Here is a 14,672-nt window from a genome sequence, read left to right as displayed (position 1 = left end):
GGGGTCGCCGTCACCATAACGAGGAGGCCTCGTGATCAACCCCGGTATTTTCCTGGGGGTCCTCGTCCAGCTGGCGTTGCTGGGGACGCTGGACGCCGTCGCCGGACTGGGCCCGCTGGGCTGGCTCGCCGGAGCGGCCTACGGCATCGCCGTGGGCGGATTCCTGACCTACGGCCTGAACCGGAGCACCGCGCGCTCCCTGGGTCCGGCCGACGCCGTCACGCTCGCCCGGTCCGGGCTGGTCGGCTGTGTGACCGCGCTCGTCGTCGACACCGCGGGGCGGGAGATCGTCACGATGGTCGTCATCGCCTCGGTCGCGCTCGCACTGGACGCCGTCGACGGCCAGGTCGCGCGCCGCACCGGGACGGCGTCGCCGCTCGGCGCGCGCTTCGACATGGAGGTCGACGCGTATCTGATCCTGATCCTGAGCGTGGTCGTCGCGCAGTCGCTGGGCCCGTGGGTGCTCACGATCGGCGCGATGCGCTACGTCTTCGTCGCCGCGAGCAGGCTGTGGCCGTGGCTGAACACTCCGCTGCCGCCGAGCATGGCGCGCAAGACGGTCGCGGCGGTGCAGGGCATCGTGCTGGTCGCGGTGGCCTCGACGGTACTGCCGCTCTGGGCCGGTTTCGTGGTCACGCTGGGCGCGCTGGGGCTGCTGACGTGGTCCTTCGGCCGCGACACGTGGTGGCTGCTGGAGCAGCACGCCTTCGGCACCGCTCGCCGCGTCGCGGCCGACGTCGCGTGATCAGGCGTACTGAGCTTCGCCGTTCCCGAACGACCAGTTGACCAGATCGGTCTCGGTGATCGTGACGAGCACGTTCCGCGGCTCGGCCCCCGCGTACTCCTCGGCGAGTTCCGCGATCCGCCGGTACAGCGATTTCTTCTGCTCGTCAGTGCGTCCCGGCCGCATGGTGATCGCGACGAACACGATCCCATCGTCGCGGTGGATCCCCAGGTAGTCGTCGTATTTCAGGGTGGCCTGCCCGTTGAGGACCTGGAACCGGTCGTCGGCCGGGATGCCGAGCGTTTCGACCATCGCGTCGTGGACCGCGTTGCCGAGGGCTTCGAGCTTGCCGGTCCCGATGGCGTCGATACGGACGAAGGGCATGTCAGTTCTCCTTGGTGGCGAGCAGGCCGAGTGCGCCATCGACGGCTTTCGCGAACACGTCCGGGGATCCGGCGGCGCGGGCGAGGACGTAACCGCCCTGCAGCACCGCGACCAGCGCGGTCGCCGTGGCGAGCGGGTCGAGCGCCGGGTCGAGCTCGCCGGCCGCGCGGCCCTCGTCGAGCAGTCCGGCGAGACGGCCGGTGAGCCAGCCGAAGGTCTCCTCGACCGGCTTTCGCAGGTCCGCGTCGGCCATCACTTCGGGATCCTGGGTGAGCTTGCCGACCGGGCAGCCCTTGAGGACGTCGCGCTCGCGGCGCAGGTAGACCGTGATCCGCTCAACGACCGTACCCGGCCCGGCGAACTCGGCCTCCGCCCTGGCCCGCAGGTCTTCGGCGTTGCGGCCGATCGCGGCGAGCGCGAGTCCGGACTTGCCCTGGAAGTGGTGGTACATGCTGCCCTGACCGGCGCCGGAGCGCTCCTGGATCGCCTTCGGGCTGGTGCCGACGTACCCGCGCTCCCACAGGAGCTCGCGAGTGCTCTCGATGAGCCGTTCCCTCTTGTCCATACCCCGACCGTACATACTAGTAGGTACAGAGACAACCCGATGCGGCGGGAGCAAGGGACCTTTGCTATCACTTTCCCGGAAAACCCCAGCTCAGCGCCCCGCAGGTACCGAGACTGCCGCCTTTAGTCCTCTGAATGCGACAAGGGGCACAGGTCGAGCCTGGGTCGGGTCGGTCGTGAGTGGCAAGTCGCGTTCTAACGCTATTTGCCACTCACGACCACCTATACCGACGCTGTCCGGCGACCCGCAGCGTCGCGAAAGCCACGTTCGCAACCTTCAACGTTGTGAACGTGGCTTTCACAACGTCCTCCCGCCACCCCGCCCGCCAACCACCCCGCATTTAGTCCTCTAAATGCGGCAGGGCAACCTCCCAGCGCAGGCCGTGAAGGCCACTGAGGCTTGTGTGACGCCCGAGGCTCCCGAGGCTCCCAAGGCGATTCGGCGGTCCGTGAAGGACTCCTTGAGGGACCCAGAGTCCCTCAAGGAGTCCTTCACGGACTCAAACGCAATTAGTCCTCTAAATGCGGGAGAGCGCGGGGTCAGGAAGGCGTCGAGTCCGAGCCGAGCCGCTCCCACTCCCGGTCCCACGCCGCCAGCCGCACCCGGTTCAGCAGCCGCAGCGCGACCAGGTACCCCGACACCAGCAGCGTCACCGCGATCAGCCACACCCCCACCCCGACGCCGACCCCCGTGCCGGCCGCGTCCAGCGGCATCACCGGAGCGGCGACGACGGCGTCGGACTCGTCGAGCCACACGGTCACCCTGTCACCCGCCGAAGCGCCGAGATCGGCGGTGGCGAGCCCCTCCCGAACCGCACCGTCCGACAGCTCCCAACGGGCGGGCACGCGAGCGGTTTCGGTGGAAGGCGTCCCGTTGACACCGATCCGCGACGGCGGAGCGTCTTCGAGCAGGACCGCGTCCGTCGAGTGACGCGTGGCGGCCTCGAAGACCGAGCGCGCCATCATGGTCGCGTAGGCCTCAGAACCGGCCGCGGCGGCCAGCGGGACGCCGAGCAGCGCCGCCAGGACGCCGCCGACGATGATCGCCGCCTCGATCCGGTCGGTGATCCTGGCGAGCGGGTTCCGGCCGGGATGGATGCGGCGCCACAGGAAAACGAACGACACGACGAGCCTCCTTCACCGGTTCCCCACCGACAAGACTGCGTCGCGAAGAGCCGGAGTGATAGGAGGCTTTGGTCCCGTCGACGGCGAGGAACGATCTCACCCGGGACACGGACGCGGCGTCCGCCCGGTTCACCGCACGACGTGCGGGTACGCGGACTTCAGCTCCGCCAAGGGACCCGGCGGCGCCACCAGTGGCCCTTTCGCCCAATCGCAACCGAGGTCGTGCAGCACCTTCAACTGCTGCGCGGTCTCGACCCCCTCGGCGACCACCACGAGGTCGACCGCGTGCGCCATCGCCATGATCCCGGCGACGATCGGCTCGGCGTCGCTCGACAGCCCGAGGTCGGCCACGAACGACCGGTCGATTTCGATCACGTTCAGATCGAGCCTGCACAGCTGGGCGAGCGAGGAGTACCCGGCGCCGAACCGTTCCGCGGTCACCCGGACTCCGGTCTTCCGCAGCGCGTCGACGGCGTCGGACGCGTCCTTCAGCGCCGTCTCGTCGACGTCGAGACTCAGGTCCCGCGGCCCCAGCCCCGCCTCCTCCAAAGTTGTCTGAACCACTTGCAGCAACGTGGGATCGCCCAGTTGGCGGACCGAAAGGCTCACATTCACATTACAGTGCACACCATGATCGGCACGCCATCGCGAGATCTCGCCGGCGGCCTTGGCAAGGACTTTCGCACCGATGATCGTCAAAAGATCGCCGTCGTCGGCGATCTCCGCCAATTCCGCCGGATCGATCGATCCCCGGACGGGGTGTTCCCACCGGGACTTCGCCTTCACGGCGACCATTTCGCCGGTCCGCAAATCGACGACGGGCTGATAAACGGTCTCGACCAGGCCATCCGCGACGGCGTTCCGGAGATCCTGCTCCAGTGCGAATCGGTCCCGCACCCGTTTCCGCATGCCCGGCTCATAGAAGGCATAGCGGCCTGGTCCGAATGTTTTCGCCTGATACATCGCCAGATCGGCGTCTTCCAGCAATTCGTCCGCACTGCGGCTGTCGCCGGGTTCGGCGATCACTATTCCGATACTCGTATTTATATGCAGTTCGCGGCCGTGCACCGTGAGCGATTCCGCGAGATGTCGCTGAAGGTGATCGGCCAGCGCCCGCACCTCGGCGGCTTCGGTATAACCGGTGGTGATGACCAGGAACTCGTCCCCGCCGAGCCGTCCGACCAGGTCCGAGGGGCCGGCGGCGGCCCGCAGCCGGTCGCCGATGATGCGCAGCACCTGGTCCCCGACGGTATGACCGAGCGAATCGTTGATAATCTTGAACTTGTCGAGGTCGATGAACATCACGGTGGCCGTGCGGGCCGGATCGGCGATCGTGCGGCGCAGCCGGTCCAGCGCGAGCGTCCGGTTCGCGAGCCGGGTCAGCGGATCGTGAGTGGCCTCGTAGGCCAGCCGCTCGCTGATCGCCCGCCGTTCGGTGATGTCGGCGAAGGACGTCAGCACCGACGGCACGCTCTGCCCGGGCGCCATCAGCGGGCCGGAGGTCAGCGAAAGCCAGCGGTGCGCACCGTCGCGCCGCCGCACCTGCACGACCCGCCCGGTCTCGACCTTCCCGGACCGCCGCACCCGCGCGGACGGCAGATCCTCGACGGGCACCGGGGCGCCACTCTCGTCGTGCAGCCGCAGCGTCCGGCTCTCCAGGCCGACCAGGGAACCTTCCGGGACACCGGAGATCCGGTGCGCCGCGGAGTTGGCCAGGTCGATCCGCCCGCTGGGGCCGACCACCAGCACCCCTTCGTCGAGCGTTTCGACGACGGTGGCGAATTCGGCCTCGGCCCGGCGCTGCGCGGTCTCGTCGGCGCACAGCAGCACGTAGCCGTCGAACATCTCGGCCGCGGAGACGCGCACCGCCAGCGCCGTGCCGTCGGCGCTGAAATGCGTCGCCTGCACGACACCGCCCGCCGCGACGACCTGCCGCGGGCTCATCGGCGCGCCGACGACCTCGGCCACCGGGACCCCGATGACCTGGTCGAGTTCGTGGCCGTAGACGGCCTCGGCCGCCGGGTTCCAGCTGGTCACCAGCCCGTCGGGCGAGGTCGCGATGATCGCGTCACTCGCGTGCCCGACCAGCGCGGCCTGGAACCGCAGCCCGGCCTCGGCGGCCTTCTGCATGGTCAGATCGCGCATGATCACCTGGTAGGCGGGTTCGCCCTCCCAGGTCGTCAGCACGGCCTGCGACTCGACGGTGACGCCGCGGCCGTCGAGGGTCCGCAGCGTCATTTCGGTCGGTTCGCTGAACGAGCCGGGCGACGCCAGCGAGCCGATCCGCGCCAGCAGCGCGTCCTGCGAACCGGTGTCGACCAGGTCCGTGATGTGCATCCCGATGAGCTCCGTCGACACCTTCGCGCCGACGAAGCGCATGGCGGCGGAGTTGACGAACACGATTTTGCCGCGCTGGTGGACACAGATCCCGTAAGGGCTCGCCTCGACCATCGTGAGATATTGCGTACCCAATGTCCCGCCGTCGGAATTTTGCTCCAAAAGGCGGTACCCCTGGCCGAGAAAGGCGAGCGCGGGTTCGCCGCGGTGATCCCTCTCGGCGGACAACTCGGTCAGCAGACGGACGAGCGAGGCGTGCCGGTCGGGTTCTCCAACCGTGCGGGTCGCGGCGCCGTTCGCTGGCGAGGAATCCTGATCCGAGGGCCGGTGGGTGTCGGGGGTCCCACCGTCGAGATCGTCAGGATCCATCTGATCCAAACCCCCTACTCGACTGATGTAGCTTCCGATTAGATCACTAAATCGACGTAGCCGTCCTCCTCGGACAGCTGATCGGTGCGGCTATTCCACCCCAGCGTTGACTGAATGTAGTTGAAGGGAAACACGTGCGGACCAAAACAGACATCTGCGGCATCGGCGCCGTAACCGCCTACGGCTGGGGGCGCGAATCGCTGTGGGAGGGCCTCGCCAGTGGTGTGCCCTGTGCCCAGTTCGCCGAAGGCTTCGGGGAGACCCCGGATCTGCCGGGCTGGGTCGCACACATCGCCGAGGGTGGCAGATCCAGGGACGGCAGTCTGCACGCCCGCGCTTTGCTCGCGGCGGCACGCGAGGCGATCGAAGACGCCGGCGCCCGGGGCTGGTCACCCGGACGACGGGTCGGCGTCATCGCCGGCGGCGTCCGCGAGGACCTGCGGAGCTGGGACAGGCTCACGGAGATGGGCGACCAGCTCATGTACCGGCGCGAGTTCATCGGCATGATGCCCTCGACGCCGATCGCCTCGCTGATGTCGGAGTTCGGTTTCCACGGCCCGTCGGTGACCTTGTCCGCCATGTGCGCGACCGGCAGCGCCGCGACCCTCACCGCGAAGATGTGGCTGGACGCGGGTATGGCCGACGACGTCGTGGTGCTCACCACCGATCTGTCCGCGACCAGGCCGGTGGTCCGCAACTTCGTGCACTGCGGCGTGGCGATCACCGACGTGCCGCCGCTGGAGGCGTGCCGTCCTTTCCAAGAGGGCACAATGGGTTTCACCTTCTCCGAGGCCGCGGTCGCGGTGGTGCTCACCCAGCGGAAGACCGACGCGTACGCGACCGTGCTCGGCGGCGCCATGACCCACGAAGCGCACAACGCGATGGCGCTCGACCCCGATCCGACGACCGCGATCACGGCGGTGACCGAGGGACTGGAGAACGCGAATGTCTCCGCCTCGGACATCCGCTACGTGAACGCGCACGGGACGGGCACGAAACTCTGCCACCGCACGGAATCCCAGATCCTCGAGACGGTCTTCCCCGGCAGCACCCGGATCTATTCGATCAAACCGCTGACCGGGCACAGCCAGTCGAGCAGCGCGCTGACCGAGATCGCGGCGAGCTGCCTGGCGGCGGAGCACGACCTGATCCCAGCGCCGAAACCGGTGGCCGACGGGCATCCGCAGCTACTGGAAGGACCGACGCGGCCGGAAAGCGGGCTCACCGTCAAGACGTCGATCGGGATGGGGGGTTACGTCACCTCCGTCGTGCTGGACACCGCGTAGACGGCCAATTCGATAACACATAGTCTCAACGTCGTCACGAACCGTCATTTCCCGTGCTCACCTGGTCGATACTCCCGAGTAGCGACAACGCACCGAGCACGGAGGCGACCATGAGCGCGCGAACGGCATCAGACAATCTCGTCCGCAACTACCTGTTCCTGCGGCGCGCCATAGGTTTCCTCGGGATCGGGCTGCCCGTCGTGCTGATCTTCGGGAAGCTGGTCGTCGACGGCGGCGGCCTGCTCAACTCGATCAGCGGGTACTACTACTCGGGAATGCGTGACGTCTGGGTCGGCGTCATGTGCGCCATCGGCGTCTTCCTGTTGTCCTATCGGGGTTACGGCCGGATCGACGACGTCGCCGGGAACGTGGCGGCGGTGGCCGCGGTCGGGGTCGCGCTCTTCCCCACCACGCCCGCGAACGGCGATCGCACCGACGTGCTCATCGGCTACCTCCATCTCGGCTTCGCCGCCGTCTTCTTCCTCACCCTGGCGTTCTTCTGCATCGTGCTGTTCACCAAGTCGGACAGCGAGATCCCCGGCACCCGCAAACCCGAACGGAACCGGCTGTACGTCGCCTCAGGCGTGATCATGCTGGTGTGCCTGGCCTTGATCGTGCTCTGCGGCCTCGTCTTCGACGACGAGACGCAGGCGCTCTACCCGGCGCTGTGGCTCGAATCGGTGGCGATCTTCGCGTTCGGTGTCGCGTGGCTCACCAAGGGCGGGACGCTGCTTCCCGACCGGACAGTGGCACCGGAGCCGACCGTGACGGCCTGACCAGTGGCGGAGCCGAGCGGATCAAGGTAAAGGAACCTTTATCATCGGCCGGGTCGTTGAGGCCTTATGACCGATCGCATCGCACTCCAGCTCGGCCGGCGCGATCTGCTGGTGGTCGCGGGGATTCCCGGGGCCGGGAAGACCACACTGCTGTCCAGGGCGGCGACCGGCTCGATACCGGTGCTCGATTCCGACCAGGTCCGCGCCCGGTTGCGCGAACGCCTGCCCGCCGCGCTGCCCTACCGGTGCTACCGGCCGGTGGTCCACGGGTGGCACCGCGCGCGGGTCGTCCGGTTCGCGTTGGCGAACGGCGGCCCGCTGATCGTGCACGAGCCCTCGACCCGCGCGACGACCCGCGGGCTGCTGGCCCTGCTCGGCCTGGTGAGCCGCCGCCCGGTCCGGCTGCTGTGGCTCGACGTCTCCCCGGAGGAGGCCCGCGCGGGCCAGATCGCGCGCGGGCGCGTCATCCGGCGGCATTCGTTCGCCCGGCACGTCAAACGGGCCGGGAAGGTGCGCCGTGACCTGCGCGCAGGCTGGGTCCCGGCGGGCTGGCGCGGCGCGCGGATGGTGACCCGCGAGGGCACCGGGGCACTGCGGTTCGTCACCGACGAGGAGCCGGGAAGAGTCCGGCTCCTCTCGGTCGAGCGGCGCGCGGCCTAGGCCGTGTCTTCCTGGGCGCGCTGCCTCGCGCGGCGTTTTCCTTCGTGCATCGCCACGACGCGGGCGACCGGGATCGTGTGTCCCTGCTCGACGAGGCCGGCGGGCAGCGTCTGCGGCTCAGGCATCGAAGCGGCCCAAGGATCCTTGTCCCCCAATAAAGCGAGCGCCGTGGAGACGGTGAAATCGGCGGGGCGCACGTTCTCGAGATCGTCCCAGGCCACCGGGAACGACACCGGCAGCCCCGGCCGCAGCCGCGGGCTGTACGCCGCGGCGACGGTGTTGCCGCCCGCCCGCGTCGAATCGAGGTACACCTTTCCCTCGCGGTCTTCCACGATGTACGCGGTCGTCGCGACCGAAGGATCGACCTGTTCCGCACGGGCGGCGAGCGCGCGAGTGGCGGCCGCGACGTCTTCGAAGCCTTGTCCCGGCACCAGCGGGACGAAGATGTGCACTCCCTTGGAACCGCTGGTCTTCACCGCGCCGGTGAGCCCGAAATCCGACAGTGCCTGCCGCACCAGCCCGGCGGCCTTCACGACATGCGCGAAATCGTCCCCCGCGGGCGGGTCGAGATCCAGCACGAGATGAGTCGGACCGGCATCGGCGTCCACGGTCATCAACGGCGGATGGTATTCGACGGCGCGCTGGTTCGCGAACCACAGCAGGGTCCGGCGGTCGTCGCAGAGGGCGTACGACACCTGCCGCTTCGACGTCTCCGCCCACATCCCGTACCGCTTGACCCAGTCAGGCGTGTACTTGGGCAGGTTCTTCTGCATGAAGGGCCCTTGGCCGCGCAGAACGCGGATCACCGAAAGCGGCCGGTTTTCCAGCACCGGCAGGATGCGATCCGAGACGGCGTCCAGGTAATCCACGAGATCGCGTTTGGTCGCGCCCTCGAACAACGGCTGGTCGAGGTTGGTCAGCTTGACCCCGTCGCGCTCGTCATCGCTCATGGGGTGAGCCTGACACAAAAAAACTCATGAGTGGTAGGGACGGCTTTGACCGCCCCTACCGCTCACGAGTCCGAAACCTAGCTGATGTTGGCGTCGATGCAGGCGTAGAAGGCGTTCGCCGTGTCGTAGACGTTCCAGCGGGCGAGGATCTTGTGCCGCCCGCTCTGCTGCAGGTTCACGCTGTGCGTGACCGTGGCGCCCGGCTGCGCGCCGTTGTCGTTGACGGTGGCGACCTTCGCGCCGTCGACGAAGTACTCCCACGTGCTGGTGCGGTGGCGAGCCGTGATCGTCCACCGGAAGGTGGTGGTGCGACCGAGGGAATGCACCTGCCAGCCCTTGCCGTCGTTGTTGAGGTCCGAGAAACGGCCGACGCCGCCGTTACAGCTCATGAGACCCTTGGGGCCTTCGACACTTTGCGGTTCCCACTTGATGTCACCGCAGGAAACGGTGTTCTGGGCGCACTGCGCCTGCCTGCTCGCGGGCGAGGAAATGTAACCGTGCGCACTGGCGGTTCCCGCCGGGATCGCGACCAGAGCCGCCGGGACCATTGCCGCACCCGCCGCCAGGGTCAAAAGCCGTCGTTTGAAGCTCATTCCTACCCCTTTCCCATCTCAACACCCACCGGTGACTCGAGATTCCTGGGCCACAGCGAGCGAAAACCAATGAAGGTTGGGACCACACTCGCCGAAGCGCCGAGCTGGCGAATGTGGTCTAGACCATAATTGGTTCAGACGACTCGGTCAAGAGTAACCAACCGGGCACTTGGAGTCGTGAAGATCGAACAGGGGTTGTCAAGCCGTACGTTCAGCCCGCACCCAAACAGACGAACGGTCGCCGGAACGGATCAACGGCGACGGTGTCCGCCAAGGCCGTCGCCGGTCCGGCGCCTTCGGCGAGTCCGCGGTGGTAATCGTCCATCGCCGCGGCCGCCGCTTCGTCACCGACACGGCTCAACGGCGCGATCACCGTCCGCGAACCGCTGGCGAGCAACGCGCTGGCGAAACCGAGGACTTCGTCGCCGGGCCGGATCCGGTTCAGCGCCAGTTCGCACGCCGCGAAGACGACCTGCGACGGCGGTTGCGTGAGCCCGGCCATCTCGTGCGCGAAGAGCGCCCCGTCGGCCAGTTCCAGCCGGGAGAACAAGGCGTTCTCGGGCTCGTGCGCGCCGTGCGCGGCGATGTGCGCGAGCTTCGCGCCGTCGAGCGCCCGCAGCACCGACGTCACCGTGGCCTCGGGTCCGGTCAGCGTCTCCGCGGCCCGGTAATGCATGGTGAGCTTGTCCAGCTCACCCCTGGACCCCACGAGACCCGGACCACGGACGAGGACGATCTTCCGCGAATCCGGCGTCGTCGAACGCTCCGCACCCAGCCACGCCGTCGCCGACGGGGCGACGACGATCGGCCGCGACCGCAGCGCCGGCAGTACGCCCCAAGGGACGGCGTACAACGGACCGGTCGGGACGACGACCAGACCGCGGTCCCCGAGCAGTCCTTCGAGCGGGCGGATCAGCTGCGCGTCGAGCCGCTCGGCCTGTTTCCGCGCGGAACCGAGTACCGACTGGACCAGCAGTGGCGCCAGCCGATCCGGCGCGAGGGCGTCGAGGTCGACGTTCAGCATCCGCGCGGACTCCGCCGCCCGCGCCGCCGAGCCGAGCCGCACCAGTTCACACCGCCCGCCGGCGACGACCACGGCGACCAGGTCGTCCCCGGAAGACGCGAAACTCACCAGCGCGCGTTCGCCCAGTTCCTCGGCCGCCTCGGCGAGCCGCGCGATCGGCCGCGGCTTGCCCCACCGCCCGGTGTGCCACCCGAGCCGATGCGCCTCGCGCAACCGTTCGGCGTGCTTCGCGCGCAAGGCGGCCGTCGGGTGTCCGTCGTGCTGCGCCTGGTGGATCGCCTGATCTAGCCCCCGGACCTCACCCACGCGCTCGGCGAGATCCGGATCGGTCGCCGCGACGGGCTCGTACCGGTAACTCTGCGCGCGGGTCCGTTCCGTCCAGTCGAACAACCGGGCCGCGTCCGCGCGCTCCAGCACGATCTTGACCGCCAGATCCGCCAGTTCCCGGCCGTGCAACGCCGTCCCGGACACCAGTTCGATGCCGCCCATCCGATCGCGGACGCGGTCGAGTTCGGTGAGCCCGACCCGGATCTCGGCCAAGGCCTTGGACTTGTCCCCTTGTGCCACCGCGAGTTCCGCCCGGCAAAGCCTTCGCAGCATGCGGTAATCGACGGAGGTCAGCCGTCCCGGCCGCGGAATCCGGTCGAGCAGATCGGCGGCACGTTTGCGTTTTCCCTTCCGCAGCTCGACCCGCACGGCCAGCATGCGCGCCAGCGCGGCCTGGTCGGCGAGCCGCGGCATCGGCATCCCGTTCGCCGCGCGAAGCGCACGGGCGGTCAAGGTGAGCGGGATTTCGTTGGTGCGCAACGCATCCCGCACGTCGGCGCGGAGACCGACGATGGTCGCGTTGGCGACACAGGTCTGGCAACCCCAGCGCAGCATCCGTCGTCGCGCCGAGGCCGCGTAGCCGCGGGCGAGTTCGAGATCGTCGCTCATCAGCGCCGCCGACGCGCGATACAACTCGGCGTATCCGAGCTCACGGGTGGTGCTGCTCTGTACCCGCATGACCTCCAGCGCCTCGTCGAGGTGTTGTCCTGCCTCGTCCGCGAGGCCCGCCGCGAGCAGCGCCTGGGCCTGGTCCAACCGCAGAAGCGGATGAATTTCCTGATCTAGGGCCCGATAGATCCGTTCGCTCTCCTCGTACAGCCGGAGGGCCGCGGGAACGTTCCCGACGCGCAATTCGAGAGACCCGAGCGGCCGTCGGACATCGGCCGCCTGGAACCGCAGTTCGTACTTCTCCGCGATGTCCATGGCACGGGCCAGATCCTCGCGTGCCCTGCCGACAGCACCCAGCCGCGTATACGCCAGCCCGCGCGTGATCATCGTTCCCAGATACGGATGGAGCACAGGAATCGGATCCTGCACCGAGGAAAGAACGAATTCCTTGCTCTGGATCGACGAATCGAAGTAGGCGATGCCGTCTTCGTTCTGCCCCACCGCCATGAGCAGGAGCCCGTAGTTGTGATCGATGGCGCCGCTCAGCTCCGCGCGCAGCTTCCGATCGCCGACCCCGGCGAGGAGCGACCGCACCTCGTCCAGTTCGGCCAGCCCGACGGCGACCTCGCCGCCGGTTTCCGCGCCGAGCGCGACCAGCGAGTTCGTGAGGCGGATCCGCGCGGCGAGCCACGCCGACCGGTCGCCTTCGACGGCCGATTCCACCGAGTCGAGAACCGACATCCCCTGATGGAGCAGCTTCAGCCCTTCACGGGGCCGGGCCGAGCAGACCGCGTCGACTCCCGCCCGTTGCAGGGCACGCGCCTTTTCGATGGCCTCGGCCATCCCGAGTTCTGTTACGACCACTGATCTATGACAGCACAGTCGGTAGCCGAAAGACCGCCGCCCGTCAGGGAATACCCCGACGGGCGGTTCAAGTCTTTCAACTCACTCGGTCAAGGCGTGGGAGGCGGCGTCTGGATGCAGCCTCCCGCACAGTCGAACCGGGGATTCCGATTGTGTTCGCAGTCCGGGCTGTGCTGGTGTTCTCCCTGGTCAGGCGTGGGCTGAGCCGGGTCGACCGGCTCCTCCTCACCAATGGGATCCTTGACGTCCGTAGGCGTCGACATTTGACGATCTCCTCCCCTGACGATCTTTCCCTGTCGTACCAGGCAGCCCTCGCAACGCCGGGCCCCCTCTGTTCACAGGCCCTCTTCCTGCGAACGGGGCAATAGTGCCACAACGGAGCAGTGATCGGGAGTTTTTACCTACACTGAGTCATCGGCGGCACCCAAAAGAGGGACGCCTAGTTAGCGAGCCTCACGACCCGAGCCGAATGGCCCACAAGGGATTGCGCCGCTCACCGGTACGGCGCCGGTTCGAGCTCGTTTCGCTGCGCCATCCGGCCTAAGATCCAAAATTTCTTGCGACACAAGGGTTTCCGCTCCGAATCGCCGGGGAACCCACGGCCCGTCGGGGGTTGACCGGCAAGAAATCCGGAGGAGATAACGATGTCCACGTGGTTGGTCATCATCATCGTCATCGCCGCGGTCCTGGTAGTGGGAGCGGCCGCATGGTTCGTCGTCGCGGGGCAACGCAGGCGGAGGTTACGGGAAACGTTCGGCCCCGAATACGACCGTGCCGTCAAGGAACACGAGAACCCGCGGGAGGCGGAGCGCGAGCTTTCGTCGCGGATGAAGCGCCATTCCGATCTCGACATCCGCCCGCTGCCGTCGTCCACAAAGGACCGGTATGCCCAGGAATGGGCGCTGATCCAGGAACAGTTCGTCGACCGCCCGTCCGGCGCCGTCGTCGAGGCGGACCGGGTGCTGGTCTCCCTGATGGCCGAGCGCGGTTACCCGACCGAAGGGTACGACCAGCAGCTCGCGGATCTGTCCGTCCGGCACGCGAACGCCTTGCGGCACTACCGCGCGGGACACGAAACGCTGGAGCACCACAGGGACTCCGAAATGTCCACAGAGGACATGCGGGAAGCGATGAAGCACTATCGCGCGGTGTTCGAAGATCTGTTGACCGACGGTGACGAAGGAGTGAAAAATGACGGAAAGCAGGCCGCTGGAAACCGAGGACCTGGTGATCGCCGAACCCACCAGGGATGATGAACCCGCCTCGACCGAACCCGCTTTGAACGATCCCGTATCGAAAGAACCCGCCGCCGAAGAGTCCTCTGAGGACAGCGAGCACACCCTGTTCGGTGACATCGACGTCGAACGGTTCCGTGGCAGCTGGCAAGGCATCCAGACGGAGTTCGTCGACGATCCGCGGCGCGCGGTCAAGGAGGCCGACGAACTCGTCGCCGCCGTGATCCAGAATCTGGCCGCCACTTTCGCGGAGCACAAGAAGGAACTGGAATCCGCCTGGAGCCAAGGCGAACCGGCCACCGAAGACCTCCGGATCGCGCTGCGCCGCTACCGGTCGTTCTTCAACCAGTTGCTCAGGTCCTGATCGCGCTCAAGCGCCGGTGGTCGATCCGGGCCGCACGATCATCAGCACCGTCACCACGGCCCAGAGCAGGTTGAACATCCCGGTGTACATCGCCACGCGGCCCGCCGTGACCGGCTCGGACGGCGGCTCGGCGGCCAGCGCCGCGAGGATGGCGTTCTGTCCGGGCAGGACCAGCAGTGCCAGCACGCCGGCGGCCGCGGCGGTGAGCACGATCGACACGATCACCCAAAGGTCGCCGAACACCCGCATGCTCCCCGCCGTCGCCAAGCCGAAGAACGGCACCGCCAGACCGAGAATCGCGTAGACGCGGCAGATCCGGTTCAGCATCCGCAGCACGGACAGACCGGAACCCGGTTCGGCGAACGCCTTACGGGCGGCGGCGGGGAACATGCTGGCGGCGACGGTGACCGGACCGATCGCGATGACCGCGGCGAGCACGTGGATGATCAAGAGGACTTTCGACACGCCGCCGAGCCTATGA

14 protein-coding genes are annotated in these 14,672 nt (G+C 67.9%); 6 read left to right on the top strand and 8 right to left on the bottom strand.

Translation table 11 applies throughout. From position 1 onward, the window contains the following. Window positions 1-31 precede the first annotated feature (31 nt). Window positions 32-745, top strand: a complete 714-nt coding sequence (locus tag B0293_RS17100; RefSeq protein WP_005164074.1) for a CDP-alcohol phosphatidyltransferase family protein — start codon at window positions 32-34, stop codon at window positions 743-745. On the opposite strand, the gene B0293_RS17095 is transcribed toward B0293_RS17100, so the two are convergent. From B0293_RS17095 to B0293_RS17080, 4 genes are all read right to left on the bottom strand, one after another. Then, window positions 746-1,108 carry a tautomerase family protein gene (locus B0293_RS17095; protein WP_005164075.1) on the bottom strand — a complete coding sequence of 121 codons (363 nt, stop codon included), beginning with the start codon at window positions 1,106-1,108 and terminating at the stop codon, window positions 746-748. It lies immediately after the preceding gene. 1 nt (window position 1,109) lies between these two features. After that, window positions 1,110-1,673: a TetR/AcrR family transcriptional regulator gene (locus B0293_RS17090; RefSeq protein ID WP_005164076.1), complete on the bottom strand. Its 564-nt coding sequence runs from the start codon at window positions 1,671-1,673 to the stop codon at window positions 1,110-1,112. Between the two features lie 539 nt (window positions 1,674-2,212). Then, the gene (locus B0293_RS17085) at window positions 2,213-2,797 is read right to left on the bottom strand and encodes an Rv1733c family protein (protein ID WP_005164077.1); all 585 of its coding nucleotides are present in this window, start codon (window positions 2,795-2,797) and stop codon (window positions 2,213-2,215) included. A gap of 129 nt (window positions 2,798-2,926) precedes the next feature. Further along, on the bottom strand, window positions 2,927-5,503 hold the full coding sequence (locus B0293_RS17080; protein ID WP_005164078.1) for a sensor domain-containing protein: 2,577 nt from the start codon (window positions 5,501-5,503) through the stop codon (window positions 2,927-2,929). 134 nt (window positions 5,504-5,637) lie between these two features. Between B0293_RS17080 and B0293_RS17075 the strand changes: the two genes are divergently transcribed. From B0293_RS17075 to B0293_RS17065, 3 genes are all read left to right on the top strand, one after another. After that, entirely contained in the window at window positions 5,638-6,789 is a 1,152-nt protein-coding gene (locus B0293_RS17075; RefSeq protein ID WP_005164079.1) for a beta-ketoacyl synthase N-terminal-like domain-containing protein, read from the top strand. A gap of 110 nt (window positions 6,790-6,899) precedes the next feature. Then, a complete protein-coding gene (locus B0293_RS17070) occupies window positions 6,900-7,565 on the top strand; it encodes a DUF998 domain-containing protein (RefSeq protein ID WP_005164080.1) in 666 nt (221 codons plus the stop codon). A 66-nt stretch (window positions 7,566-7,631) separates the two neighbouring features. Continuing rightward, on the top strand, window positions 7,632-8,225 hold the full coding sequence (locus tag B0293_RS17065; protein ID WP_005164082.1) for an AAA family ATPase: 594 nt from the start codon (window positions 7,632-7,634) through the stop codon (window positions 8,223-8,225). On the opposite strand, the gene B0293_RS17060 is transcribed toward B0293_RS17065, so the two are convergent. The 3 genes from B0293_RS17060 to B0293_RS17050 form a co-directional block, all read right to left on the bottom strand. Then, complete coding sequence (locus B0293_RS17060; RefSeq protein ID WP_005164087.1) at window positions 8,222-9,175, bottom strand: DNA polymerase domain-containing protein; 954 nt, start codon at window positions 9,173-9,175, stop codon at window positions 8,222-8,224. The two genes, B0293_RS17065 and B0293_RS17060, sit on opposite strands and share 4 nt — an antisense overlap. Window positions 9,176-9,252: 77 nt before the next feature. Continuing rightward, a complete protein-coding gene (locus B0293_RS17055) occupies window positions 9,253-9,768 on the bottom strand; it encodes a lytic polysaccharide monooxygenase auxiliary activity family 9 protein (protein WP_005164095.1) in 516 nt (171 codons plus the stop codon). Between the two features lie 211 nt (window positions 9,769-9,979). Continuing rightward, entirely contained in the window at window positions 9,980-12,592 is a 2,613-nt protein-coding gene (locus B0293_RS17050) for a CHAT domain-containing protein (protein ID WP_005164099.1), read from the bottom strand. Between the two features lie 644 nt (window positions 12,593-13,236). Here B0293_RS17050 and B0293_RS17045 point away from each other — a divergent pair. Next, window positions 13,237-13,845 (top strand): hypothetical protein, encoded by a 609-nt coding sequence (locus B0293_RS17045; RefSeq protein ID WP_039919228.1) that lies wholly within the window; start codon window positions 13,237-13,239, stop codon window positions 13,843-13,845. Beyond that, window positions 13,784-14,191, top strand: a complete 408-nt coding sequence (locus B0293_RS17040; RefSeq protein ID WP_245192047.1) for a hypothetical protein — start codon at window positions 13,784-13,786, stop codon at window positions 14,189-14,191. Before B0293_RS17045 ends, B0293_RS17040 begins: the two co-directional genes overlap by 62 nt. 6 nt (window positions 14,192-14,197) lie before the next feature. Here B0293_RS17040 and B0293_RS17035 read toward each other — a convergent pair whose 3' ends face one another. Continuing rightward, on the bottom strand, window positions 14,198-14,656 hold the full coding sequence (locus B0293_RS17035; protein ID WP_039919229.1) for a membrane protein: 459 nt from the start codon (window positions 14,654-14,656) through the stop codon (window positions 14,198-14,200). Between the last annotated feature and the right edge of the window lie 16 nt (window positions 14,657-14,672).

Origin of the sequence: Amycolatopsis azurea DSM 43854, assembly GCF_001995215.1 — a bacterium.
Lineage (GTDB): Bacteria > Actinomycetota > Actinomycetes > Mycobacteriales > Pseudonocardiaceae > Amycolatopsis > Amycolatopsis azurea.
The sequence above is the reverse complement of the archived record's forward strand: the minus strand, read 5'-3'. Positions and strand labels throughout refer to the sequence as shown.